A 24891-nucleotide genomic window follows, 5' to 3' on the forward strand; every position below is an offset into this window, starting at 1 on the left:
CTTGTTACGGTGTCGGATTGACCAGACGGCGGATCCAGGGCAGCAGATCCGATGCCAACATGCCCCGCTCACCCTCGGCGGCGGCCAGATCGGCGGCCTCTGCGTGGATCACGGCCCCCAGTCGCGCGGCCATGCCGGCAGACCAGCCCTGAGCCAGGAGGGCGGCGATTATACCAGATAACAGATCCCCCATGCCGCCACTGGCCATGCCGGGATTGCCTTCATCGCAGAGGCTGATGCACTGGCCATCGCAGATGAGCGAGCCCGCCCCCTTGAGCAGCACCACGCCGCCGTATCGCTGCTGCAGCCGGGAAACGGCGGCGAAACGATCCGCCTCGATCTCGGCGACGGCGCACCCCAGCAGGCGGGCCGCCTCCCCCGGGTGGGGCGTGAGCACCCAATTATCCTGATGACGGGGTGCCTGCGCCAGCCAATTCAATCCATCGGCGTCCAATACCAGGGGCAGACTGGCGCTGAGGTAGTGTTCGAACTGGGCCCTTCCCCACTCATCCTGACCGAGCCCGGGCCCCAGAACTCGCACCGTGGCCCACCCCTCGTCACTCCCGGCCGGGCATCCCATCAGCTCGGGCTGCACCAGGCTGGCGGGGGGAGAGTCCGGGTGCTGGCACAGTCGCACCAGACCCGCCCCCGCCCGCAGGCAGGCCTGCCCCGCCAGCAGTATGGCCCCCTGCATCCCCAGGTTGCCCCCCACCAGCAGCACCTTGCCGTGCTTGCCCTTGTGGGCCGAGCGGGAACGGGAAGTCAGCAGGTTCTTTATACGGGGATAATCCAGGCGCTCGGCGGCGGGCACCTGGTCGGCCTCAGGCACCACCCCGAGGGGATCCCAGTCGAGCTGGCCGACGCCGTCCACCCCGTCGGCGGTGAGCATGCCCTGCTTGATGCCGATGAAGCTGAGGGTGCGGGTGGCGTGCACCAGGGCCCCCATGGCGCGGCCGGTGTCGGCATTGAGCCCGGAGGGGAGATCCACCGCCAGAACCGGGGCATTCAAGTCATTGATTGTTGCGACGATCTTTGTCATTGGCGAGGAGAGGGGGAGCTGGACACTGGTGCCGAGCAGTGCATCTATCACCAGATCCGGCGGAGGGAACTGCGCCCCCTCGAGCACATCGGCCATCATCACCTCTCCTCCCGCCGCCAACCACTCGTCGGCGGCCCGCCTGGCGTCCCCTCTGAGCAGCCCAGGCGCCCGGGCGGCTATCACCAGGGGCTCTAGACCGAGTCGGCGGGCGAGGCGGGCCAGCACATAGCCATCCCCCCCGTTGTTGCCCGGGCCGACGAAGATCCACCAGTGGTGACTCTGGGGCCAGTGATGGCGGGCATAGCTGCACAGGGCGGCGCCGGCCCGCTCCATCAGGGCGTAGAGGGCTTGCCCCTCACGCTCGGCCCAGCACTGCTCCATCTTGCGGATCTGTTCGGCCCGCCACAGGGGCTGTGCTAGACTGATGCCTTGTTTTTTGCCGATAGCGTCCTCGATAACCTGTACCATGATGGCTCCCCACCTTCATCATCCACTGGCCCGACTCCTGGCCTGGCATATGGCGTGCCATGACGGCGCACGGCCCTCGTCACCCTCAGTGCTGCGGGCGCCATGCCGCTGCCAGCAGGCAGGTGAGACACAATGACGGCCGCCGAACTCGCGCAACTGGCCCACGATATCAAGCTCTGGGCACGGGAGCTAGGATTTGACCAGGTCGGCATCACGGACACGGATCTCGCCCTCGAGGAGCCCAGATTGCAGGCCTGGCTGGATGCGGGTCATCACGGCACCATGGACTACATGGCGCGCCACGGCATGATGCGGGCCCGGCCCCAGGAGCTGCTGCCGGGCACCCTGCGGGTGCTGTCGGTGCGGATGAACTATCTCCCCTTCGAGGCGGGCTTTGCCGCCACGCTGAAGGACCCCACCCTGGGCTACATCAGCCGCTATGCCCTGGGGCGCGACTACCACAAGGTGCTGCGCAACCGGCTCAAGCAGCTGGGGGAGCGTATCGAGCAGCGCTGCCAGGCGCTGTTGCCATCCACGCAGGAAACCACGGGGGAGTGGCGCCCCTTCGTCGATTCGGCCCCCATACTGGAGCGCCCCCTGGCGGCCAAGGCTGGGCTGGGCTGGGTGGGCAAGCACTCGCTGCTGCTCAATGAGTCGGCCGGCTCCTTCTTCTTTCTCGGGGAGCTGCTGGTCAGCCTGCCGCTCCCCGTCGATGCCCCGGTGGAAAAAGAGCAGTGCGGCAAGTGCGTGGCCTGCATCAACATCTGCCCCACCGGCGCCATCATAGCCCCCTACGTGGTGGACGGGCGGCGCTGCATCTCCTATCTCACCATAGAGAACGACGGCCCCATCCCGGAAGAGTTCAGGCCGCTGATGGGCAACCGCATCTATGGCTGTGACGACTGCCAGCTCATCTGCCCCTGGAATCGCTATGCGGATGCGAGCCCAGAGCCCGACTTCAGCCCCCGCCCCAATCTGCACCGCCCACCCCTGCTCGACCTCTGGCAGTGGTCGGAGGCGGCATTTTTGAAGCACACCGAAGGCAGCCCCATTCGCCGCATCGGCTATCAACGCTGGCGCCGCAACCTGGCGGTGGCGCTGGGCAACGGCCCGGCCAGCAGCGACGCCATGGCGGCCCTGCAGCAGGCGCTTCCCGGCGCCGAGCCCATGGTGACCGAACACATCGAATGGGCGCTGGCGACCCTGGCCGCGCGCCAGGAGAAAGAGAACAAGAAGACCCGTTTGCTGATCCGCTGCATCGAAAAAGGCCTGCCGGATCACGCATAAGTGATCTGGCCCTTGCCGGATGACAGCACTTTTTTCATGCTCTGCCGACCATTGACCATAGGCACAATAAAAGGAAGATTCGGATGCAGATGTTGGGAGTAGATATTGGCGGCTCCGGGATCAAGGGCTGCCTGGTGGACACCGAGACTGGCGAACTGATTGGCGAGCGCCACCGCATTGCCACGCCGCAACCGGCCACCCCGGCCGCCGTGGCGCACACCCTCAAGGCGCTGGTCGAGCATTTCCAGTGGAAGGGGCCCATAGGGTGCGGCTTCCCCGCCACCATCCACAACGGCATCGCCAAGAATGCCTCCAACATCGACAAGAGCTGGATCGAGACCGATGCCGCCCACCTGTTCGCCGACGTGACCGGCCTGCCCTGCCACGTGCTCAACGACGCCGATGCGGCCGGGCTGGCCGAGATGCGCTTCGGCACGGGCCGGGATCGCAAGGGGGTCATCATCCTCATCACCGTCGGCACCGGCATAGGCACTGCGGTGTTCGTCAACGGCCAGTTGCTGCCGAACACCGAGCTGGGCCATCTCATCTTGGAAGGCATGGTCGCCGAGCACTACTGCTCGGATGCGGTGCGCAAGCGCGAGGATCTCTCCTGGAACCGCTGGGGCAAGCGCTTCAACAAGTACCTGGCCCGCCTCGAGTTCCTCTTCTCCCCCGATCTCTTCATCCTGGGAGGCGGCAGCGCCGCCAAGCTCGACAAGTTCATCGACCGGATAGAGACCCGGGCCCCCCTCGTGGCGGCGGCCAACCTCAACCAGGCCGGCATCATAGGGGCCGCCCTCTACGCGGCCGAGCAGCAGGGCTGACCGACGCTCACTGCAATCAGCAGATACCAAGAAAGGGCCCGGCACTGCTGCCGGGCCCTTTTGTTTTGCGGTCATCTTGCCGCTTATCACCCGTTACATGTCGTCGAGTCGGTGCACCCCGTGCACCAGTCGGGTCAAGCGGGTCTGCTCCAGCCCGGCCAGATTCTCGAGCAAAGGCGGTGGTGGCCGATGTCGGGCACTCCCGGGCCAGATGGCTCAGCTCGCCCACCAGCTGCTCTTCCCAGCGGCATACCTGAGTGACGATATCCTGAGTCTGGACTGATGCCGGCAGCTCGAAGCGGGTAATGGCAGGCAGCATATCCTCGCTGAAACCCCGGTTCAGCCAGGTCTCCTTGACCGCCTCTCCCAGCTGAGCAGCATATTCGTGCAGATGGGCACTGGCCGCATCCTCACGCCCTTGCAGATAGACCAGCAACATCCGGCTGCGCTCGCCATCCACCTGACTGGTCAAACGCCCGTAACAGAGCCCGAGCTGGTGATGAACCTGTTCGAGATAGAGCAGCAACTCTTTGATCTGTTGAAATCGCATCATCGCACTGCCCTCCATGCTTGTCGACTTCATCAGTATAAAAAAACGGCGCCACCGACCCAATCCAAAGCGAGGCCCCCCTTGCGCTGCATCAAGGGATGGCCGACAAAGTGAGTCAGGTGATCCGGAACGAATAGGGAACGATTTGTGCCAGGATGGTGGCAATAAATGGAGGAGCATCAGGCTCGATAGCCGATAACAAAACGGGCTGACACACTAATAAAACCAGCCTTTACCCAGCATAAACCATCGGATTCGGTTAATGCCACAATACAGGATCCAAATACAATATACCATCCTGATTGTTATCCGCCGTTAGTCAGGAAGCGGGAATCCTTATACATTTTTTAGACGTCTAGACGTAGAAACATGCGTTGACACAGCCATCCGGACATCTTAGCATCATCCTCCATGATGGCAGAGCAACCCAGTGAAACCTCTGCCCAATTCACCCGCCTGTAGCGCCCTGTGCTTTAAGGCTGTTAGCACGGAAGAATCCATGATTAAGTTGATCGGTCTCAACAAAGTCTACGGTAAAGGCAGTGACGCCGTGCACGCCCTGCGTGACGTGAGCCTGCATGTGCCACAAGGCAAGATTTTCGGGGTGATCGGCGCCTCCGGTGCTGGCAAGAGCACCCTTATTCGTTGCGTCAACCTGCTGGAGCGCCCCACCCAGGGCCAGGTCATCGTCGATGGTCAGGATCTGGTGGCCCTGAGCGAGCGGGATCTGACCCAGGCTCGCCGCCAGATCGGCATGATCTTCCAGCACTTCAACCTGCTGGCCTCCCGCACCGTGTTCGCCAACATCGCCTTCCCTCTGGAGCTGGCGGGCTGGAGCAAGGCGCAGATCCAGGCGAGGGTCGAGGAACTGCTCGCCCTGGTCGGGCTGGAAGCCCGTGCCCACGCCTATCCGTCCGAACTCTCCGGCGGTCAGAAGCAGCGCGTCGCCATCGCCCGCGCCCTGGCACCGGCCCCCAAGGTATTGCTGTGTGACGAGGCCACCTCGGCCCTCGACCCCCAGACCACCCGATCCATCCTGAGCCTGCTCAAGGAGATCAACGTCAAGCTGGGGCTCACCATCTTGCTCATCACCCACGAGATGGATGTGGTGAAGGGGATCTGTGACGAAGTGGCCATCATCAGCGACGGTCGCCTGATCGAGCAGGGGGAAGTGGCCTGGTTCTTCAGCAACGCCAAGACCCAGCTGGCCCGTGACTTCATCCACTCCACCATCCACCTGGAGGTGCCCCAGGAGTACCAGGACAGGATGAGCAGCGAGCGGGTGGCCAACAGCTATCCCCTGGTGAAGCTCGGCTTCACCGGCGCCACCGTCGATTCGCCGCTCATCTCCGAGGTGAGCCGCCGTTTCAACATCGACATCAGCATACTGAGCGCAGACATCGAATACGCCGGTGGCGTCAAGTTCGGCTTCCTGCTGGCGGAGCTGTTCGGGGATGAGGCCCAGTGCGAGGCCACACAGCAGTTCTTCATCGACAACCACATTCAGCTGGAGGTAATGGGTTATGTCCGAAGCCATGATTAATCTGCTCATCACAGCCCTCGGCGACACCCTGATCATGGTGTTTGCCTCCGCCCTGTTCGGCTGCCTGCTCGGGCTGCCGCTGGGCGTGGCACTGCACGTGACCAAGGCCGGCCAGATCCTGGCCAACCCACTGCTGAACAAGATCCTCGGCATCGTGGTCAACGTCGGCCGCTCCGTGCCCTTCATCATACTGCTGGTGGCCATCATTCCGCTGACCCGGCTGATCGTCGGCACCAGCATAGGCACCATAGCCGCCATAGTGCCGCTGACCGTCGGTTGCATCCCCTTCATCGCCCGTCTGGTGGAAGGTGCCCTGATGGAAGTGCCGGACGGCCTGCTCGAGGCCGCCAAGGCCATGGGTGCCAAACCCTTGCAAATCATCGCCAAGGTGCTGCTGCCAGAGGCCCTGCCCGGGATCCTCAACAGCATCATCATCACCCTGGTCACGCTGGTGAACTACTCCGCCATGGCCGGTGCCATCGGTGGTGGTGGTCTGGGGGATGTGGGTATTCGCTACGGCTACCAGCGCTTTGACCCTACCGTCATGCTGGTCACCGTGGTCATTCTGGTGGTACTGGTTCAACTCATCCAGAGCGCGGGTGAGCGCCTGGTCAAACAATGTGATCATCGTTAATCGTCGATTTCTGACAGGAGGTTTTTATGAAATTGGGCATTAAATCCGCGGCAGCTGCGCTGCTGGCAACTCTGGTACTGGTCGGCTGCGGTCAGAAGGAAGAGAGCAAGACCCTGAAAGTCGGCGCCATCGCCGGCCCCGAGACCGAACTGATCGAGACCGCGGCCAAGGTGGCGAAGGAGAAATACGGCCTGACCGTCGAGGTCGTCACCTTCTCCGACTACGTCACCCCCAACGTGGCCCTGAACGACGGCAGCGTCGACGTCAACGCCTTCCAGCACAAGCCCTACCTGGATGCCCAGATCCGTGATCGCGGCTTCAAGCTGGTACCGGTTGGCAACACCTTCGTCTACCCGATCGCCGGCTACTCCAAGAAGATCAAGGCCCTGTCCGAGCTGAAAGACGGCGCCCAGATCGCGGTACCGAACGATCCGACCAACCTGGGTCGCTCCCTGATCCTGCTGGAGAAGCAGGGCCTGCTGAAGCTGAAGGAAGGCGCCGGTCTGGAAGCCACAGTGCTGGACATCGCCAGCAACCCGCGCAACTTCAAGATCGTCGAGCTGGAAGCCGCTCAGCTGCCCCGCTCCCTGGAAGATGTTGATCTCTCCATCATCAACAACACCTTCGCCGGTCAGATTGGCCTGACCCCGACCGAAAACGGCCTCTTCGTCGAAGACAAGGAGTCCCCCTACGTCAACCTGATCGTTGCCCGCGAAAACAACAAGGACGACGAGAAGGTCAAGGAGTTCGTCCAGGCCTTCCAGACCGACGAGGTCTACAAGAAGGGAACCGAGCTGTTCAAGGGCGGCCTGGTGAAAGGTTGGTAATCACTCACTCTGTAAAAAAGGCCACGCCAAGCGTGGCCTTTTTTTTTGCCCCCGTTATCATAGCCAGAAGCACGGCAACACGAAAAAACAGAACAACAATGAAGAAATGGTATCTGGCCTACTGCAAGCCCAAGGAAGAGGCCCGCGCCCGCGCCCATCTGGCGGCGCAAGGCGTTGAATCCTATTACCCCATGGTGGAAGTGGAAAAACTGCGGCGTGGCAAACGGGTCCCGCAGCGTGAACCCATGTTCCCCAACTACCTGTTCATCTACGTGGATCTGGAAGTGGTCACCCCGGTCACCCTGAAGTCCACCCGCGGCATCAGCCGCATCATCCACTTCGGCAAGGAGTGGAGCCCCGTCAGCAGCCAGCTGATCTACCGGCTGATGAGCCGGGACGACAGCGACGAGGCACGCGCCAGCTACGCCTGCCTGCCGACGCAAGGGGACAAGGTATTGATCGAATCAGGCCCCCTGGCCGGGTTCGAGGCCATCTACCTGGAGCCGGATGGGGAGAAGCGGGCCATCCTGCTGGTCAGCCTGCTCAATCAGGAAACCAGCAGCAGCTTCGACAATCAGGCCTTCCGGCGTCTGGACTAACCATCCAGCATCAGGTCTGAGTTGGCAGCGAGCCGCGCCCCATACCCCTGCTGGTCAGCCTGCTCAATCAGGAAACCAGCAGCAGCGTCGACAATCAGGCCTTCCGGCGTCTGGACTGAGTCGGCAGCGAGCAGCGCCCCATACCCCTGCTGGTCAGCCTGCTCAATCAGGAAACCGCGGCAGCGTCGACAACCGGCGTCTGGAGTGAAAAAAACGGGGCAGGCCCATAGGCCTGCCCCGCTTTTCTGCCACCTCAGCCTGACTCAGGCATCCAGCTCGAAGCGACTGATGGCCGCGGTCAGCTGGCCCGTCTCCCGGGTCAGTCTGGCGACGATCAGCTCCCCCTGCTGACTGTGTTCGCTGGACTGATGGCTGAGCCCGGCGATCTCCTCCACAGTGCCCGCCACCTCCTGGGCCACCCTGGACTGCTGCTCGGTCGCGGTGGCGATGGCGGCGAGCTGACCGCAGAGATCCTGCACCAGCGCCGACATGGCCGCCAGGGTCTCGGTGGCCGAGGACACGGCGCCCCTGCCCTGCTCCACCAACAGGGTGCCGCTGCCCACGGTATCGGCCGTCTGCCGGGTCTGCTGCTGTATGCTGGCGATGGTCTGGTTGATCTCCGCCGTCGACTGGCTGGTACGGCTGGCCAGCTGGCGCACCTCGTCCGCCACCACGGCGAACCCCCGCCCCTGCTCCCCGGCGCGCGCCGCCTCTATGGCGGCATTGAGCGCCAGCAGGTTGGTCTGCTCGGCTATGGTGGCGATCACCTCTGTGACGCGGCCCACCTGCTCGCTCTGGCTGCGAAGCAGCGACATCGCCTGATTGGCCTGGGTGATCATGGCGGCAATCTGCGCCATGGTGGCACCCATGCGGGCGAGGGCCTGCTCCCCCTGCCTGGCCTGCTGCTCGGTCTGACGCGCTGCGCCGGCCGCATCGGCGATGTTGCCCGCCACGTCCCTGGTGCTGGCGGACATCTGCTCTATGGCGGCCGCGACCGTATCCAGCCGCTGATTCTGACTCGCCAGATCGTCCACTATGGCGTTGGTGGTCTGACCCACCTCCCGGCCGGCCCCTTCCACCTGCGCCACCGCACCCTGGATCTCCCCCACCAGCTGGCGTAGCTGGCTCGACATCCGGTTGATGGAGCCGGTCAATCCGCCCAGCTCGTCCTGGCGCAACACCGGCAGGGGCTCCCTCGGCAAGCGGCCATCGGCAACCTGCCCGGCCCGGTTCACCAGGCTGGCGATGTCACGGGTCAGACGGCGGCTGAACAGCAGGGCCACCAGGGTGCCGAGCAAGATGACGCTGGTGGTCGCCAGCAGCAGGGTGCGGTGGATGGCCTGACTGGCCCCGGCCAGCTTGCCCGCTATCTTGTCCACTTCTCCCCGGGTCTGGGTCACCTGGCTCGCCAGCTGACTGGCCAGCTGGGTCAACGCAGGTTCAATGTCGGTGGCCATCAGGTGGTTGGCCTGATCCCAGTCCGGCGCCTGCCGCCTGGCGATCACCTGTCCCACCAGCTCGGCAAAGGGGGCAGACATCTCCTCAAAGAGCGTCCACAAGCCCTTCTGCGCCTCGGTGAAGTTGGCCTGCTGCTGTTTCAGCTCGGCCACCCGCTGCAGATGGAACTGGTAGTAGTCCTGGTACTTGTCGCGATACTCCTTGTCCCCCGAGATGAGGAAGTCCCGCAGGGCGGAGAGGGCATTGGCCAGCCCGTTGTAGGCATCCCCCACCTGCTTGAGCAGCAGGCGGCGATCGCCGGGCAGCGTCTCCTGGGGCGTCGCCACCTCTTCGTTGGCAATGGATTGCAGCTGATCGAGGGCCGCCTCCGCCAGGGGGCCGGCTTCCAGCAGCATCAGGGTGTGGGCCGGCAGGTTATCTTCGGTATGGGCCAGGGCCCACACCTTCTCCTGCGCTCCCTTGAAACTCTTGAGGGCGCGGCTCAGGGCGGGCGTGAATCCCTGCTGCTCTATGGCTCGCCAGGCCTGCTCCCACTCCTGCTTGATGCGCGTACCTTGCGCGGGATCCTTGCCGAGAATGAGGTAGGCCCGCAGGGAGGAGACGGTGGCGATCAGGGCCTTCTGGCTCGCCTCGTCCCGTTGCAGGGCTGGCAGGGCCTGGCCCAGCAAGGCCTCCTGGGAGGCTTCAATCCGGCCGAGCTGATGGTAGACAAGGGCGGAGGAGAGAATGATGAGCAGGTTGATAAAACAGAAACTCAACAACAGCTTGCTTGATATTTTCATGACCATCCTTGTGTCGCAGCGGGCATCCTGCCCTTGATTAGCGCCCGATCAATGCGGGCAATCGTTCGCGCCAGGTGTCATGCCAGACGAGCAACTCCTCGCGTGGCATGGGGCGTGCGGAGAAGAACCCCTGGCATTGATCGCACCCCAGCCTGGCCAGCAGCAGCCAGGTGGCCTCGTCCTCGACCCCCTCTGCCACCGATTTTAACCCCAACTTGCGCGCCAGTTCGATACTGGATTCGATGATGGCGAGGCGGGAGGGATCTTCATAGCAGCGATCGACGAAGGATCTGTCCAGCTTCAGCTCGGTGAACGGCAGCAGGGCGAGCTGCTGCATGGAGGAGTAGCCGGTGCCGAAGTCGTCGATGGAGAGGCCGAAGCCGTGCATCCGCAAGCGGGTCAACACCTCCAGCGACTTGCCGAGATCCTTGACGAAGGCGCTCTCTGTCACCTCCAGGGTGATGAGCTCGGGGTTGATGCTCCAGCGCTGGCAGTGATTGAGCAGGGTATTGCACAGATCCCCCTCGATAAGCGAGGTGGTGGAGAGGTTCATCGACAGGTTGAGGGAGAGCCCTGTCTTCTCCCACAGGTGGCCGTCGCGCAGTGACTTGCCGATGATCACCTCGGTCAGCGGATCCATGAGCCCGTTGTGCTCCGCCAGCGGGATGAAGCGGGCCGGCGAGATGAGCCCATACTCGGGGTGCTGCCAGCGGGCGAGCGCCTCCATGCCGACCCACTGACCGTTTTCAAAACTCACCTTGGGCTGATACCAGGGCAGCAGCTGGTCCTGCTCCAGGGCCCGGCACAGCTCATCCAGACTCAGGCTGTGGCCATCCTCCTCCTGGCTGCGCGCCTGCTGGGGCTGCCAGGCGCCGATCAACTGGGCTATCTGCTGATGACTGGCGGGTTTGTCGATGCGCCCCAGCACCTGCAGGCCGTAGGCGCGGCTCATGCGCAGCACGGCGTCGACCACATCGTCTTCCAGCGCGCTGCACAGCACTATGCCGCCGCGAAAGCCACCCAGGGAGAGTCGACGCAGCAGGGCCATGCCATCCATGCCCGGCATCCGCAGATCGCAGAACAGGATGTCGACCTGATGGTGCTGACACTGGGTCAGCGCCTCCTCTCCGTCCTGGGCTTCCAGCAGGTTGCCGTAGCCAAGCCCGCGGATCTGGTGCATCAGGGCCTTGCGCTGGAAGTTGTGATCCTCCACCACCATGATCACCAACTCATGCCGTGCACTATTCATCGAGCCATAACTCCATTTCACCTCTGATAGAGTCCATCAATGCCTGTACCGTCTGGCCCAGCTCGTCGAGTCTGTCCAGTTGCTTCAACCTGGCCGCCGCCTCCAGCTGGGCGGCCTCGGTCGCCAGGGCCTGCTGCCCCACCATGCGGGCGGCCCCCTTGATTCGATGCGCCGTCTCCACCAGCGCCTGGGTATCCTGTCTGGCCAGCGCCAGCATCATGTCTTCGCCATCCTGCCGGTTGGCCTCCAGATACTCCCTCCCCATGCTGCGCGCCACCGCCTCGTCACCAAACAGGGTCAACCAGCTTATTCCCGGTGCCTGAACCTCTGCTTGCCGGGGCACCATTGTCTCTTGTTGCGGGCTGACCGCCGGTAACCAGCGAGCCAGGGTCTGGCGCAGGGTTTCCAGGCTGTAGGGCTTGAACAGCATGTCGTTCATGCCGGCCTCCAGCATCTGCTGGCTGGCCTCCTCCGAGGTGTCGGCGGTGACACCTATGATGGGCGCCTCGTCACCGGCCGCCCGCAGGGTGCGCGCCAGGGTATAGCCATCCATCACCGGCATGTGGCAGTCGGTGAGCAGCAGGGCGAACTCCTGCCCCTGCCAGGCGCGCAGCGCCTTCTCCCCATCATCCACCACCTCGGGGTCTATGCCGAGGATGGCGAGCTGGCGGGTCAGCAGCGCGCGGTTGACGGGATGATCGTCCGCCACCAGCACCCTGCCCCTGAGCCGCTCTCCCTGCATCTGCATCGGCTGGCTCGGCCGCTCGCTCGACAACTGGCGACAGGTCTCCAGCAGCAGGTCCGGGTAGATGGGAGACTGGCCTATCCGCCACCAGGCGTCACTGCCCATGCGGCCACGCAATGCCTCATGGGGGGAGAGTACTATGCCCTTGAGGGAAGATTGCTGCAAATGCTGCAACCAGCCACTGCCAAGGGCCTGCTCCAGGCGGCTCTCCTGCGCCAGCAGGTAACCCTCAAGGGGATGACGCCACTGCTCGGCGGTCAGGAGGTGGAGTGTGGCGCCGAGTTGCTCCATCACGGCTTGCAGTACCTCGTCCTCACCGAACCACCACCAACGCTGACCTGCCAGCGGCGGGGCATCCCACCGGCACTCGGCCAGGGGAATGGCGAAGGTCACAGTGGTGCCTACCCCCCCCTCGCTCTCCAGCACCAGGCTACCCCCCATCTTCAGGGTCAGCTGATGGCAGATGGCGAGCCCGAGTCCGGTGCCGCCGAAACGCCGGGTGATGTCGGACTCCACCTGCTTGAAGGGGGTGAACAGATTGACCTGCTTCTCCCGGGCTATGCCGATCCCCGTATCCCGCACCTTCAATGTCAGCCGATGGTCCTGATAGCCCACCTGGATGGCAATCTCCCCCGCCTCGGTGAACTTCACCGCGTTGTTGAGCAGATTGGAGATCACCTGACCCACCCGCACCGCGTCCATGCTGGCGTGATCCGGCACCTCAGGCCCCCACGCCAGCGTCACGTTGAGCCCCTTGCCATAGGCCAGGGTGGCATGACCCCGGATGACGTCGCAGATGACAGAGGTCAACCGGCAGGGATGGGGATTGAGTTGCAGCTGCCCTGCCTCCATCTTGGAGAAGTCCAGGATGTCGTTCACCAGATAGAGCAGGTGATTGGTGGAGGTCGAGATGTTGCGCAGCATGTAACGCTGGTCGTCATCGAGGGAGCTCATCTGCAGCAGCTCCAGCATGCCGTGCATGCCGGAGATGGGGGTGCGCAACTCGTGGCTCATGGTGGCGAGGAACCGGCTGCGCACCTGGGTCGCGTCTTCCGCCACCCGTCTAGCCTCACGCAGCTCCAGCTCCTGGCGCTTGAGCTTGGTGATGTCCTGTACCACCCCGTTCAGGATGACCCCCTCCAGCCCCTCCTGTCGCACGAAGTGGCCCCGGATCTGCAGGTAGCCCGCTTGTCCCTGGCGCTTGATCTCCACCTCGAGATCCAGCGGCTGCATGGTCAGGGCATGGCGCTCCACCGCGGTCACGAAGTCATGCAGGGCTTGCCCCGTCAGCCCCAGAAGGCTGTCGTCGGCCTCCTCGGATCCCAGCATCTCCTTGAGCCCCTGGGAGGTGTAGAGGAAGTTGCCGTTGCCCGGCCCCAGCCAGTGATACTGATAGACCAGCCCCGGCATGCTGTCGGTGATCTGGGTCAGTCGGGTCTGCGCCTCCTGCGCCGCGGAACGCGCCTGCCTCAGCTCGGTGACGTCCGTCAGTACGGTCAGGATCCCGAGCCGCTTGCCGTCGGGGCCGACAAACAGCCGCTTGGTGTAGATCATCTGATGCTCGACACCGTCGGCGAGCTGGATCTCGCCGCGGCCGTGAAGCTCCTCGCCACTCTCCCAGACCCTGGCATCCTCCTCGATCACCCTGGCCCGAATGGCCTCCGGCAGCCGGTCCTTGAGCAAGCGCTCATAGGAGCCGTTCAGGTTCTCGCCCCCCAGGAACATCTGCCGATATGCCAGGTTGGTCATCGCGATTTCATAGTGCTCATTGGTCAGCACCACCTGGTTGGGCAGGGCGTCCAGCATCATCTGGACGAACACCAGCTGCTCTTCGAGCCGACGCTCCGCCTCCCGCCGCTGACTGATCTGGCGGCGCAGAGTCCGGTTCCAGCCCACGAACAGCAGCAGGAAGAGCAGAAAAATCCCCCCGCCTAGGGAGGACCAGAGCAGCACTTTACGCGGATCCAGCCCCGTCTGTATGGTCAGGGAGAGCCACTTCTTCTCCAGGGCGACCAGCTCCGCCGGGGGGATTGAGAGCAGCACCTTGGTCAGGATCTGCTGCAACATGGGATCATGCAGGTGGGCCGCCATGGCGATGGGAACCCGCAACTCGCTGCCGGAGAAGACTACCTGATAGCGATCGCTGAAGCCCCGCTGCAACGACTGCTCCAGGGTGGTCATGCTCATCAGCAAATAGTCCACCTTCTGCTGATCCAAAAGCGGCAGCAGCTCGGGATCGCTTGCGACCGTCACGGGCTCGGCCCCCACCTCGCTCAGCAGGGATTTCTCCACCGAGCCCCCCACCATGCCCACCCTGTACCCTTTCAACTCCCTGGGACTGGCCAGCTCCGCCATGCCATGCCTGCCCACTATCACCCGATTCAAAGAGACGTAATTGGGCGTAAAGCGGGCAAACTGCTGGCGCTCCATGGTTGGGGTCATGGCCGGGATGACATCCAGCTTGCGAGCCTGGAACAGCTCGAGTGTCTGGGCCCAGTTCTTGGTCTGCACCAGGGTGAACTGCAGGCCGGCGCGCTGGTTCAACATCGCCAGCAGATCGGCAACCAGCCCCTTGAGCCGTCCCTTGTCGTCTATCTCGCTCATCCCGGGCCAGTCCGGGGCGACCCCATACTTGAGCACAGGGTGCTGCTGCAGCCACGCCTGCTCCGGCGCGCTGAAGACTACCTCCTTGCTGCCCTTCACCAGCTCATAGTCAACTATGCCCCCCGCCTCCAGGATGCGGCGACGCTCGCCGGGCGAGATGTCATCCAGCGCCCGCTCGAGCAGCTCCTGCAGCGGCTCGTTGCCCGGCGCCACCGCCATGGCGAGGGAGGTATCCTTCATCCAGTCCACAGTGGTGACCGCCATGCCCGCCATGGCCTGCAGGCGGCTCAACATGGGCAGCTCGGCCAGATAGGCGTCCGCCTTCCCCTCCTTGAGCATGAAGATCGCCTCGTCACTGCTGTCCGCCTGCGCCAGCTGGTCCATGCCCAGCTTCCGCCAGCTCCTCGCAGGAGCTGAATCCCTGTTCACACACCCAGCGTAATTGACGAGCCGCCGCCAGGGAGAGGGTGTCGTTCCCCTTCGCCAACAGCACGGCGCGGGGCAGCGCCATCAGCTCTGAGGTAAACAGCATCTGCAGCTTGCGGATCGGGCTGGGGGCCACGCCTATCACCATGTCAATCTTGCCGTCCAGCAACGCCTGCTGGACCGCCGTATTGTTGGCATAGGTGCGATAACGCAGCTCGAGACCCAGGCTGCCCGCAATCTGCGAGGCAAAGGCATCCAGAGGGCCGGTGAAGTTTCCCCGGCCATCGGTATAGATATAGGGGGGCCAGGCCGTCGCTGGCATGCCGACCACCAGCTCATCGTGGGTGAAGAGCCATTGCTGCCCGGAGGGCGTTAAGGCGCTCCTGTCCAGCAGCGTCTCGACCGCCGTCGCCCCCTGGCTACAGCAAGCCAGCCAGCACAACAGGATGAGGCGATAGCAGCGGCAAAGCATAGTTAACTCCCGTATGGATAGGAGGGGGATCATAGGGATTTTGGCAAAATGTGCGAATAAAAATTCGTAATGCTCATCAGGACAAAAAATGGCAGGCCGAAGTCTGCCATCAATGCCAGCAGAAAGGGGGCAAACAAGCCCCTCGCATCAGGTTATTCGATTCCCGAGGCGGAAGCCGGTTTGATACTCCCGCTCGCGAACGAGGGCGATTTGACCTGATATCCTTCCAGCCCGATATCTTTGAGCAGGGCGGGTGACAGATTGACCTGCACGAGACGACGCTCGACCCGGGCAATCCTTTCTGGACCAGGGATTCAACACTGCGCAGTAAAACCAGTTCGATAGACATGACATTCTCCAGTTGAACATGCGGTTCTCCCGGAGAAAGTGGATATCACCCTGCGGGACGAACCGCGGGTGATAAAAAGACAGGGGTTACCTGTTTACGCCACGCGGTAAAAGAGCACGAGATTTCACGCCGCACGCAGTGCCGCGAGAGAATGCAATATTGAGCATCAGATGTTGCATATTCGTCTCCTTACAGGATAAAAGTTGAACAGGTTGCAGAAGTCTAAAAAATATCCGAATTTAAAACAAGCCTCTTGCGACTCCTTTTTAAACGTTTTTACGGCATTTTATGCTGCCCGAAGCCCCCCCGGGGGCATCAGATCCCCGAGAGTAGCCGGTACTCCTCCAGCACGTAGGTATCCGTCATGCCGCTGACATAATCGAGCAGCAGCCGCACCCGGTAATACCACTCCTGCTCATGCTTACAGGCAAAACGTGGATCGGGGTGGCGATCGCCAGCCGGTAGGCCTTGAGGTGACGGGCCGAGAGGCGGTGATAGAGGCGGCGCGCAAAGAAAAGCGCCTGACTCCCCTCCCCGGCCAGCAGGCGGGCAAACTGTGGCGCTGGCAGCGCCAGCAGGCAGGCATAACTGGTGAGCACCCCGCGCAGCGCCGCATACCCTTCCAGCTCAAGCGCTTCCACCTCGGGGCGCATAAAGACCAGCTCGCGGGCCACCTGCTTGAGGATATCGAGCACCCGCGCCGCCGGCGCCTGACCGTGCAGCAGCGCTTGCGGGTAGGAGCCCTGCAAAATGGCCTGATGTTCGCTGACATAGCTCTGCGCCGCCAGCGCCACCAGATCCCGGGTCAACTGCTGGCGAAAATGGGGGAAGAAGCCCCGCCCGAGGCCAGCGCCTCATCCAGCAAGGTGCCCATGTAGTCGCTCTCATCGGCAGCTCGCAGCGCCGCCAGCAGTTCACCCTGAGTCAGGATCCGCCGGTCTACCGCATCTTCCAGATCGGCGATGCAGTAGGAGATGTCATCGGCCGCCTCCATGATGTAAACCAGCGGATGACGGCAGCCGGGAGCCAATCCCAGACTCTGGCCGAGGGCGCGGTAGAGCGGCTGCTCGCTGAAGAAGATGCCCCGCTTGCTGCTCCAGCCATGATGCTGGCCATAGCTCACCCCGGTTGGGGCTGCTGCGGGTATTTGCACAGCGCCGCCAGCTGTCCCAGGGTCAGGTTCAGCTCGTGCAGGCTGTGCACCAGCCGCAGGCTCTGGGCGTTGCCATCAAACAGTTGCAGGTCCTGACGCAACTCAGCCCACTGGGCCGAGGGTGGCTGCGCCAGCGCCTGCTGATAGAGGGGAACGAGCATCTCGCCGAGCCACTGGCTCATCACCTGCTCGCCGAAGTGGCCGAACGGCGGGTTGCCCACGTCGTGCAAGCAGGCAGGACATCTCCACCAGATTGATAAAAGGCCCCTTCACAGACCGTGCCCGCCGGCAGGGCCGCCAGGATGCGCCTGCTGATCTGGCGACCGGTCTCCTGCACTTCCAGAGAGTGGGTGAGGCGGCTGCGCACCGAGGCCTTCACATCCAGCGGGAAGACCTGGGTCTTCTGCTGCAGGCGGCGCACCGGCGCCGCCTGTACTATGCGGGCGCGATCCTGCTCGGTCGCCTCCAGCAGCGCCTCGCTGCCCCAGGGGTGAATGCGCGCCGGGGTAATCAGACTGTCATACATGGTGCGGCTCCTTGCCAGCAACTTCCATCAGACTCAAGACAACCTCCAGCCTCACGACAACAACCAGCGCCGCAAACGGGCGATGTCGCCGGGATATTCACGGCGCAGTGTCTCAATCCAGTCCTCCACGTTCTCCCACCAGGCGGGATGATCCGGGCTCTGGATAAGCTGGGCCGTCTGCTGCAGGCGGCGCAGGCCGATGGAGCCCGCCGCCCCTTTTATCTTGTGCGCCTCCTCCACCACACCGGCCTGATCCTTGGCAATCATGTTGGAGTCCAGCACCGCCATGTAGTCCGGCATCATCTTCTCGAACAGATCGACGCTGGAGAGCAGCACCGGCTTGCCGACCGTGCTGGCGTAATCGGTGAGGAAGGGCAGATCCAGCAGCGCATCCTGGTTGCCCGCGTCCGCCTGCTCATCGGCCTCGTCGTCCGCCAGATCCGCGAACAGGTGGCCTATCACCTCCCGCACCGCCTTGGAGCCGAGCGGCTTGTTGATCACATCCTGCATGCCGTGATCCCGATAGTACTGGCGATCGCCGGTGGCGTTGGCGGTGAGTGCCACCATGGGGGGCAGGCTGTCGCCGTAACGGGCCAGCAGCTGGGCCGCTACGTCGAAGCCGGTCATGTCCGGCAGCTGGATGTCCAGCAGTATGAGGTCGAAGTCATCCGGGTTGGCCATGGCCAGCGCCTGGGTGCCGTCCCGCGCCACCTGCACCTGATGGCCGAGCTTGTTCAGCAGGGCGCAGGCGACGGTGACGTTGAGCTCCACGTCCTCCACCAGCAGAATATCCAGGGAGGGCATCTCGGGCTCAGGCGGGGTCGCCTGCGGTTCGACACAATCCACCTCCAGTTCGGCGGTGAAGCAGGAGCCTTCGCCCGGATCGCTGTCCACATAGAGCTGACCGCCCATGGCCTGCACCAGCTGGCGGGAGACGGCGAGGCCGATGCCGGTGCCGGTGGCGTGCTTCTTGCCCTGCACCTGATAGTACATGGCGAAGATCTTCTCCTGCTGAGCGCGGGGAATGCCGACCCCGGTGTCTTCCACCTCGAAGTGCAGCGCCAGCTTGCCCGGTTCATCGGCGGCGTGGGCGAGACAGCGCACCGTCACCCCGCCCTCGTCGGTAAACTTGACCGCATTGCCCACCAGGTTCCACAGCACCTGACGCAGCCGGGTGCCGTCCGCCATCACGAACTGCGGCATGTCGCCATCCCTGTCGAAATGCAGATAGAGCCCCTTCTGCTCCGCCTGGATGCGCGACAGCATCTCCAGCTCGTCGAGGAAGGCGGGCAGGTCCATGGGGGCAGGCGCTATCTCGAGGCGGCGGCGGTCGAGTTTGTCCAGATCGATGATGTCATTGAAGATATTGCCCAGGGTCACAGCACTCAGGTGGATGGTCTTGAGCTGTTGTTGCCGCTTGGCATCGAGGGGGGTGTCCATCAGCATGCGGCTCAGCCCCACTATGCCGTTGAGCGGGGTGCGCAGCTCGTGGCTGATGGTGGAGATGAAGGTGGTCTTGTCCCGGCTCGCCTTCTCCAGCTTGTCCTGATACTGCTTGCGCTCCGTGATGTCGCGACCAAAGCCGAGCAGGCCGAGCCGCTTGCCGAACCTGTCGAAGAAGGGCACCTTGCGCAGCTCGAAGTAGGCCTTGCGGCCATCGGGGTACTCCAGCCACTGCTCATAGGTGAGGGGCTCGTTGCTGGCAAAGACCTGCTTGTCGGTCTCCACCACCTTGTTGGCTATCTCCTGCTTGTAGACATCGAACGGGGTCAGCCCGATGAGCTCAGCCTCCACCTTGCCGGTGAGCTCCTCCATGGCGCGGTTGCAGCCGGAGAACTGCTCGTCCTCGTTGCGGTAGTAGACCAGATCCGGGGAGCAGTCTATGAAGGAGCGCAACAGGGCGGTACGCTCCCCCAGGTGCAGCTGGGCCTTCTCCCGCTGGAACACCTCGTTCTCCAGATCCTCTATGGCTTGCTGGCGCAGGGTCTCGGCCCGGTTGGTCTCGGCTATCTGGGCATTGAGGCGGCTGATGTTCTCCTGCAACTGGCTGTTGAGCTCGAGGTCGCGCTCGCGCATGTCCTGCAGCTTGCGCACCATGCGGGTCAGCCGCTGGCGGGAGTCTTCCAGCTGATCCACAACTATGGAGAGGAAATAGACGGCCCAGGGGGTCACCAGCAGGCCGAAGAAGACAGAGCGCACCAGGTCGACTATGTCCACAGTGCCGCGCAGAAACAGGGTCACCCCCATCTGGATGGAGACCGCCAGCACTATGATGGCGGTCGCCAGGAACATGCTGAAGCGCACCAGTCCCAGCTTGGTCATCAGGTCGACATAGTATTGCGCCCAGGATTTGATTTGCTTCATCTCGTTGTTTTCTCCCCGTTATTGCGCAAACAGAATACCAGTACGGCGCCCCTGAACTCTTGCCCCTTGCACCTTAAATTATTGATTAACGTCACACTCCGACTGGGGTAGCATTCCCGCCTGAGTCAGTCAGCTCCGGTTCAGTAAAGGATCCCGAGCCGCACTGCCACCCTTGTCATCCCTTGTGTCAGGAGCACACCCCATGCGCAATCATGTCCTGTTGAGTCTTGGTCTGCTAGCCGCCAATGCCGCCCACGCCGATCTTGGCGAGATCCCCAGAGAGTCCGGCTGGTCCGGTTTCCTGCTCGGCGGGGTCAATGTCGTCAGCTACGAGTCCAACTTCTACGCCGGCGATGACAACCACAGTCGAATCAACGACCTCGGCTCTTCCGACAGCGAGAGCGGCCTGACGCCGCTTATCAACGCCGACATCCGCTACACCTTCGCCGACACCCGCACCCAGGTGTTCCTCGGCAACCTTATCCAGGATGCGGTGCGCTTCGACTTCACCCAGCAGCTGGGCCTGCGCCAGGAGATGGGCGACAAGGGCATAGTGGCCACCTCCCTGGTGTTCAACGCCATGCCGGTGGAGCTGTGGAGCGATCCCTTCGCCACCGGGGTAGATCGCAGCGCCACCGACGTGAAGTCGAAGGGAGTGCGCTTTGCCTGGGACAAGATCTGGGGCAGCAACTTCTACGGTACCCTCACCACCCGGGAAGTGGATCTGGACGAGGAGCGCAGCGGTCAGCAGTATGACCAGACCCACGGCACCCAGTATGCCGCCATGCTGGATCGCAACGGCAAGGTGCACGACATGGCGCTCTCCTACCAGTTCCACTTCGGCGGCAACCAGTTGCTGGAGCCGGCGATCCTCTACAAGCAGGCCAGGCTCGACGGCAGTGCCGAGAGCTTCGACAACACAGGGTTGCAGCTGACTTACGCCAAGCGGGGCCCACAATGGTCCATCGTCAGCAACCTCTATGCCGGCAAGCGCAAGTATGACGAGGCGAATCCCCTGTTCGGCCAGCGTGCCGATGCAGACGAGTTCGCCATCAACGGCACCTTCTTCTGGCACAACCTGTTCGGGGTCAAGGCCCTGGCCGCGACCTTCACCGCAGCCTACTCAGGCGCCGACTCCGACATCGAATTCTACGATACCCAGGCCACCCGCTTCAGCACCGGCCTGCTGTACAACTTCTAAGCCGAACCCTGTCGAAAACAGCGAGGCCACCCCAGGGGTGGCCTCGCTTTTTTTCGCTTCCTGACGGCGTCAGATGCCGAGGGAATCCAGCAGATCGTCGTGCTCGTTGCTCGCAGGCGCGACCGCCTGCGCCGGCTTGGTCGCCGCCAGCTTGGTCTGGGCGATCAGCGCATCGGGGTCAATCTCCTCCTGATCCCTGCCCTCGTTGTGCAGCCGAATGAACTCGGTGCCGTCCATCGCCAGCTCCAGATAGAAGATGTTGTTGCTGGCTGTGAAGAAGGTGACCCTGCGGGTCTCGGGATTGTCGAGGTTAGTATCCACGCTCAGCATCACCTGCTTGTTCAGGGCCAGCATCTTGGGCTGGTTCTGAGTGATGTGGGTCTGCAGCTCGCGCCCCACCTTGCCGGTGAAGCTGCCGAGGATCTGGTTCATCAGCTCGCCCATGACGTTGCTCACCTCGTCAGAGGTGTGGGAGATGGCGAGATCCTCCTTGGAGAGCCCCATGCTCAGCATGTAGCTCTGGTAGAGCTCCATGGCGGCGGCGGAGAAGTTGATCACCACCAAGCCGGAGAAGCCGCCATCAAACAGCACGAAGCAGCCGATATCCGGCTTGAGGCAGGTCTTGCTGATCCGCTGCACCATGCCGGAGAAGCGCACCTGGGTCTGGGTCGCCGCGCTCAGGACGCCCGTGACCGAATTGCACAGGCTCAGCAGCACGTCCTCTGTGGTCAATACGGCATCATCCTCGGATCTTGTTACTATCATGGAACCTTCCTGCTGATCGAAAAAATAGGCTTGTCTGTCTCACCGCCCATGTCATCACGCGCGCGTCCGATACGCTAACAGATTGCGTGATCCCGGTGCTGAAACCGCGAGCCGCCTCTCACTTGACCAGATTGTCAGTCAGAAACGGCTGAAATCCACCCAGAGTGGCCAACCGGGCTCGCCAGTTATCGGCCTGCTGTCGCAAATCTTGTGCCTGATAGGGAATCGCGGGGTGCACTCCCCAGATGGGACCGGGCCAGGCGGCATCCGTGCTGAAACGGGCGACATGGTGCAGGTGCAGCTGGGGCACCAGGTTGCCGAGCGCCGCCACGTTGATCTTGTCCGGATTGAGCGCGTGCTCCATCAGGGTGGCGACGGCGCAGGACTCCTGCATCAGCTGTTGCTGCTGCTCGGGAGGCAGATGGTGGATTTCCCGCAGCCCGGCGATCCTGGGCACCAGGATGAGCCAGGGATACTGGCTGTCTTTGGCCAGCAGTACGCGGCAAAGGGGGAGATCCCCGAGTATCTGGGTATCCGCCTGCAGGCGGGGATGCAATTCAAACATGGGGCCTCGCTGGTCAACATGGGCACGTCAGGAGATGAGTGTGCCCACGTTACTGCAACGGGGGGCAAACTTAAAGCCGGGGCACGGCCCAACCGATGAAGCGCTTGCGAAGTTCGGGGTCAGCCTGCAGGAAGAGCTGCTGCAACTGCCCCTCCAGCTCGCTGGCAGGGACTGAAGGGGCCTGGGCCGCCGTCACCGCTGCCGTGGTCGCCACGGCGCCGATCGCCAGCACCGCCTTGCCCGTGCCGCGGTTGTACTCCATCAACCTGGCGTGCCAGTCCATGCCGATCTGCATGCCGTTGACCACCAGGGCATCCTGTTGCACCTTCAGGGGCTTGTCCCCCGCCAGCAGGCTCACGACCGGCGTCTTGGCGTAGCGCTCCATGCCTTTCTCGTCGGTGGGCACCGCGGCCTGCAGGCGCACCGACTGACCGCGGGCCTCATAGCGGATCACCTGGGGCTCGGAGCGGATCTGGCGATCGTTGTCGCTGCTGTTGCGACTCGGGATCACCCCCTCATAGCGCACCAGCAACTGCTGCGCCCCGTCGGCCAGCACCCCATGCTGCTCGTCCTGCACCTTGCCGTCGCTCACCGCCAGGATCTGGAAATCCCCGGGAACCTCGACCCTGACCTCGGCCTGCACCGAGCCGGCACACGACAAGCCGGCACACAGCAACATGATCCCAACCCAACCCTGATGACCCTTCATTCCCTGTCTCTCTCTGCTCGCTATGATGGGCGCAGGCTAGCAGCCAAAGATGACAGAAAAATAACGGGCTCAGAGCAGGTAGTGGGGCCGCTCGGCAAACCACTGGGCCAGCACCTGCTTGAACAGCCGTATCTTGCGCGGCACCCGGCGCTGCTGGGCATGGAGCACATGTAGCGGGTGCAGGGCCGTCTGCCAGTCCGTCAGCACGGCCACCAGCTCGCCCCTGGCCAGACTCGTCCTCCACCAGCATCAGCGGGCACTTGGCAAACCCCATGCCCGAGCGGGCCAGTTGCAGCACTGTGCTGTAGTGATTGGCCCGCACCTTGCCCTGCACCAGGATGTGGGCCTCCTCCCCTGCCTTGCGAAAATGCCACTGCTCCCAGGCCGGGTTGTGCCCCTGGAGCAGGCAGGGGCGCCCGCCCAGCTCATAGGGGGTGGCGGGGAGCCCCTCCCGGGCCAGCAGGGCTGGGCTCGCCACCACCACATCTTTCAGCTGCCCGAGGGGCAGCGCCACCAGGTTGTCCGGCACCTGATCCATGGCGCGCAGGGCGATGTCATTCTCCCCCTGACTCATGTCGATCATGGCGTTGGTGAAATTGAGCTCCACCTCGACCCCGGGGCAGATCTCGGCGAAGCGCGCCAGCAGCTCGCTCACCATGCGATCCCCCGTACTGACCGGGCAGGTGAAGCGCAAGCGACCGCTGTCCTCCTCGGTCAGGGCCTGGATGTCCTGCTCCGCCTGGCGGGCCAGCGCGGCTATCTGGCCTGCCTGCACATAGAGGGTCCTGCCCGCCTCGGTCAGGCTGAGGCGACGGGTGGTGCGCTGCAACAGTTGCGCATTGAGGGCGGACTCCAGGGCGCTGACATGGCGGCTCAGCATCCCCTTGCTCACCCCCAATGCATCGGCGGCGGCGGAGAAACTGCCACGCTGCACCACCTCGTAGAAACTGCTCAGATGGGCGATGTCCATTCATTAGCTCCAATATGGAAACAATGGGTTCATCTTAAGCGCTTTTTCTCCCTTTTCATCCAGCTATCATCAACACATCCCCATCAGGAGTGACCAAGATGAAAATTGTGATTGTGGGTGCCTCCGGCACCATAGGTTCCGCCGTCAGCGAGTTGCTTGCCAGAGACCACCAGGTGATCCGGGTCGGCCACAGCCGAGGGGATGCCACCGTCGACATGACTGATGGCGCCTCCATCGCCGCCCTGTTTGCGGGCATAGGCCGGTTCGATGCCCTGGTGGTCGCCAGCGGCAGCGTCGCCTTCAACGCCCTGACCGAGATGACGGACGAGCAGTGGCAACTGGGGCTCCAAAGCAAGCTGATGGGCCAGATCAACCTGACCCGCGCCGCCATTCCCTATCTCAACGACAAGGGATCCATCACCCTCATCAGCGGCATACTGAGCGAGGAGCCCATCCACTGGGGGGTCAGTGCAACCACCATCAACGGCGCCATAGAGCACTTCGTGAAGGGGGCCGCCTGCGAACTGCCGAGGGGCCTGCGCATCAACGTGGTGAGCCCGACCGTGCTGGAGGAGTCCATGGACAAATACGCCGACTTCTTCCCGGGCTTCGTGCCTGTGCCCGCCGCCAGGGTGGCGCAGGCTTACCAGAAGTCGGTGCTGGGAGTGCAGACCGGCCAGATCTTCAGGGTCAATGGCTGAGGCCGCCCTCTCCCACGGCCAGACGCCAATAAAAACGGGCCCCGTCATGGGGCCCGTCTGTTTGTCGGCTTGCTGCCTTCA

Annotated in this window: 17 protein-coding genes and 4 pseudogenes; 8 read left to right on the plus strand and 13 right to left on the minus strand. The window is 63.2% G+C overall.

The annotated features are described in order from the left end of the window. Window positions 1–4 precede the first annotated feature (4 nt). Window positions 5–1507, minus strand: a complete 1503-nt coding sequence (locus ACF2JD_RS08480) for an NAD(P)H-hydrate dehydratase (protein ID WP_440987185.1) — start codon at window positions 1505–1507, stop codon at window positions 5–7. A gap of 132 nt (window positions 1508–1639) precedes the next feature. On the opposite strand from ACF2JD_RS08480, the gene queG reads away from it, so the two are divergent. Beyond that, window positions 1640–2794 (plus strand): tRNA epoxyqueuosine(34) reductase QueG, encoded by a 1155-nt coding sequence (gene queG, locus ACF2JD_RS08485; RefSeq protein WP_440987186.1) that lies wholly within the window; start codon window positions 1640–1642, stop codon window positions 2792–2794. Window positions 2795–2877: 83 nt separating this feature from the next. Further along, complete coding sequence (gene ppgK, locus ACF2JD_RS08490; protein WP_440987187.1) at window positions 2878–3618, plus strand: polyphosphate--glucose phosphotransferase; 741 nt, start codon at window positions 2878–2880, stop codon at window positions 3616–3618. Window positions 3619–3711: 93 nt separating this feature from the next. Here ppgK and ACF2JD_RS08495 read toward each other — a convergent pair. Beyond that, window positions 3712–4168 (minus strand): annotated as a pseudogene (locus ACF2JD_RS08495) (hypothetical protein). 499 nt (window positions 4169–4667) lie between these two features. Between ACF2JD_RS08495 and metN the strand changes: the two are divergent. From metN to rfaH, 4 genes are all read left to right on the plus strand, one after another. Beyond that, window positions 4668–5711, plus strand: a complete 1044-nt coding sequence (metN, locus tag ACF2JD_RS08500) for a methionine ABC transporter ATP-binding protein MetN (RefSeq protein WP_408856625.1) — start codon at window positions 4668–4670, stop codon at window positions 5709–5711. Next, window positions 5692–6345 carry a methionine ABC transporter permease gene (locus ACF2JD_RS08505; RefSeq protein ID WP_005327310.1) on the plus strand — a complete coding sequence of 218 codons (654 nt, stop codon included), beginning with the start codon at window positions 5692–5694 and terminating at the stop codon, window positions 6343–6345. Before metN ends, ACF2JD_RS08505 begins: the two co-directional genes overlap by 20 nt. 26 nt (window positions 6346–6371) lie before the next feature. Next, window positions 6372–7172: a methionine ABC transporter substrate-binding lipoprotein MetQ gene (gene metQ, locus ACF2JD_RS08510; protein WP_106885916.1), complete on the plus strand. Its 801-nt coding sequence runs from the start codon at window positions 6372–6374 to the stop codon at window positions 7170–7172. Window positions 7173–7270: 98 nt separating this feature from the next. Next, a complete protein-coding gene (rfaH, locus tag ACF2JD_RS08515) occupies window positions 7271–7771 on the plus strand; it encodes a transcription/translation regulatory transformer protein RfaH (protein ID WP_106885915.1) in 501 nt (166 codons plus the stop codon). A 263-nt stretch (window positions 7772–8034) separates the two neighbouring features. Here rfaH and ACF2JD_RS08520 read toward each other — a convergent pair whose 3' ends face one another. The 7 genes and pseudogenes from ACF2JD_RS08520 to arcB all read right to left on the minus strand — a co-directional run bounded on the left by ACF2JD_RS08520 (window position 8035) and on the right by arcB (window position 19899). Next, complete coding sequence (locus ACF2JD_RS08520) at window positions 8035–10011, minus strand: methyl-accepting chemotaxis protein (protein WP_440987188.1); 1977 nt, start codon at window positions 10009–10011, stop codon at window positions 8035–8037. Window positions 10012–10048: 37 nt separating this feature from the next. Then, the gene (locus ACF2JD_RS08525; protein WP_162520174.1) at window positions 10049–11260 is read right to left on the minus strand and encodes an EAL domain-containing response regulator; all 1212 of its coding nucleotides are present in this window, start codon (window positions 11258–11260) and stop codon (window positions 10049–10051) included. Further along, window positions 11253–14993, minus strand: a complete 3741-nt coding sequence (locus tag ACF2JD_RS08530; RefSeq protein WP_440987189.1) for an ATP-binding protein — start codon at window positions 14991–14993, stop codon at window positions 11253–11255. Before ACF2JD_RS08530 ends, ACF2JD_RS08525 begins: the two co-directional genes overlap by 8 nt. Further along, a complete protein-coding gene (locus tag ACF2JD_RS08535; RefSeq protein WP_440987190.1) occupies window positions 14962–15507 on the minus strand; it encodes a transporter substrate-binding domain-containing protein in 546 nt (181 codons plus the stop codon). The genes ACF2JD_RS08530 and ACF2JD_RS08535 overlap by 32 nt, the downstream gene beginning before the upstream one ends. Before the next feature lie 147 nt (window positions 15508–15654). Further along, a pseudogene (locus tag ACF2JD_RS08540) lies at window positions 15655–15856 on the minus strand (hypothetical protein). 315 nt (window positions 15857–16171) lie between these two features. Next, window positions 16172–17535, minus strand: a pseudogene (gene dgt, locus ACF2JD_RS08545) (dGTPase). 51 nt (window positions 17536–17586) lie between these two features. Next, on the minus strand, window positions 17587–19899 hold the full coding sequence (gene arcB, locus ACF2JD_RS08550; RefSeq protein ID WP_411634214.1) for an aerobic respiration two-component sensor histidine kinase ArcB: 2313 nt from the start codon (window positions 19897–19899) through the stop codon (window positions 17587–17589). Between the two features lie 202 nt (window positions 19900–20101). On the opposite strand from arcB, the gene ACF2JD_RS08555 reads away from it, so the two are divergent. Next, entirely contained in the window at window positions 20102–21100 is a 999-nt protein-coding gene (locus tag ACF2JD_RS08555; protein WP_440987191.1) for a DUF2860 family protein, read from the plus strand. 69 nt (window positions 21101–21169) lie between these two features. Here the strand turns inward: ACF2JD_RS08555 and ACF2JD_RS08560 are convergent, their stop codons facing one another. The 4 genes and pseudogenes from ACF2JD_RS08560 to ACF2JD_RS08575 all read right to left on the minus strand — a co-directional run bounded on the left by ACF2JD_RS08560 (window position 21170) and on the right by ACF2JD_RS08575 (window position 24109). Further along, on the minus strand, window positions 21170–21865 hold the full coding sequence (locus ACF2JD_RS08560; RefSeq protein ID WP_440987192.1) for a DUF3334 family protein: 696 nt from the start codon (window positions 21863–21865) through the stop codon (window positions 21170–21172). Between the two features lie 118 nt (window positions 21866–21983). Then, on the minus strand, window positions 21984–22430 hold the full coding sequence (locus tag ACF2JD_RS08565) for an HIT domain-containing protein (protein WP_440987193.1): 447 nt from the start codon (window positions 22428–22430) through the stop codon (window positions 21984–21986). Between the two features lie 70 nt (window positions 22431–22500). Continuing rightward, window positions 22501–23139, minus strand: a complete 639-nt coding sequence (locus tag ACF2JD_RS08570) for a DUF2057 domain-containing protein (protein WP_392417556.1) — start codon at window positions 23137–23139, stop codon at window positions 22501–22503. 69 nt (window positions 23140–23208) lie between these two features. Then, window positions 23209–24109, minus strand: a pseudogene (locus ACF2JD_RS08575) (LysR family transcriptional regulator). Between the two features lie 98 nt (window positions 24110–24207). Here ACF2JD_RS08575 and ACF2JD_RS08580 point away from each other — a divergent pair. Continuing rightward, window positions 24208–24810 carry a short chain dehydrogenase gene (locus ACF2JD_RS08580; RefSeq protein WP_440987194.1) on the plus strand — a complete coding sequence of 201 codons (603 nt, stop codon included), beginning with the start codon at window positions 24208–24210 and terminating at the stop codon, window positions 24808–24810. Window positions 24811–24891 lie beyond the last annotated feature (81 nt).

The organism is Aeromonas ichthyocola (assembly GCF_046087985.1).
GTDB lineage: Bacteria > Pseudomonadota > Gammaproteobacteria > Enterobacterales > Aeromonadaceae > Aeromonas > Aeromonas rivipollensis.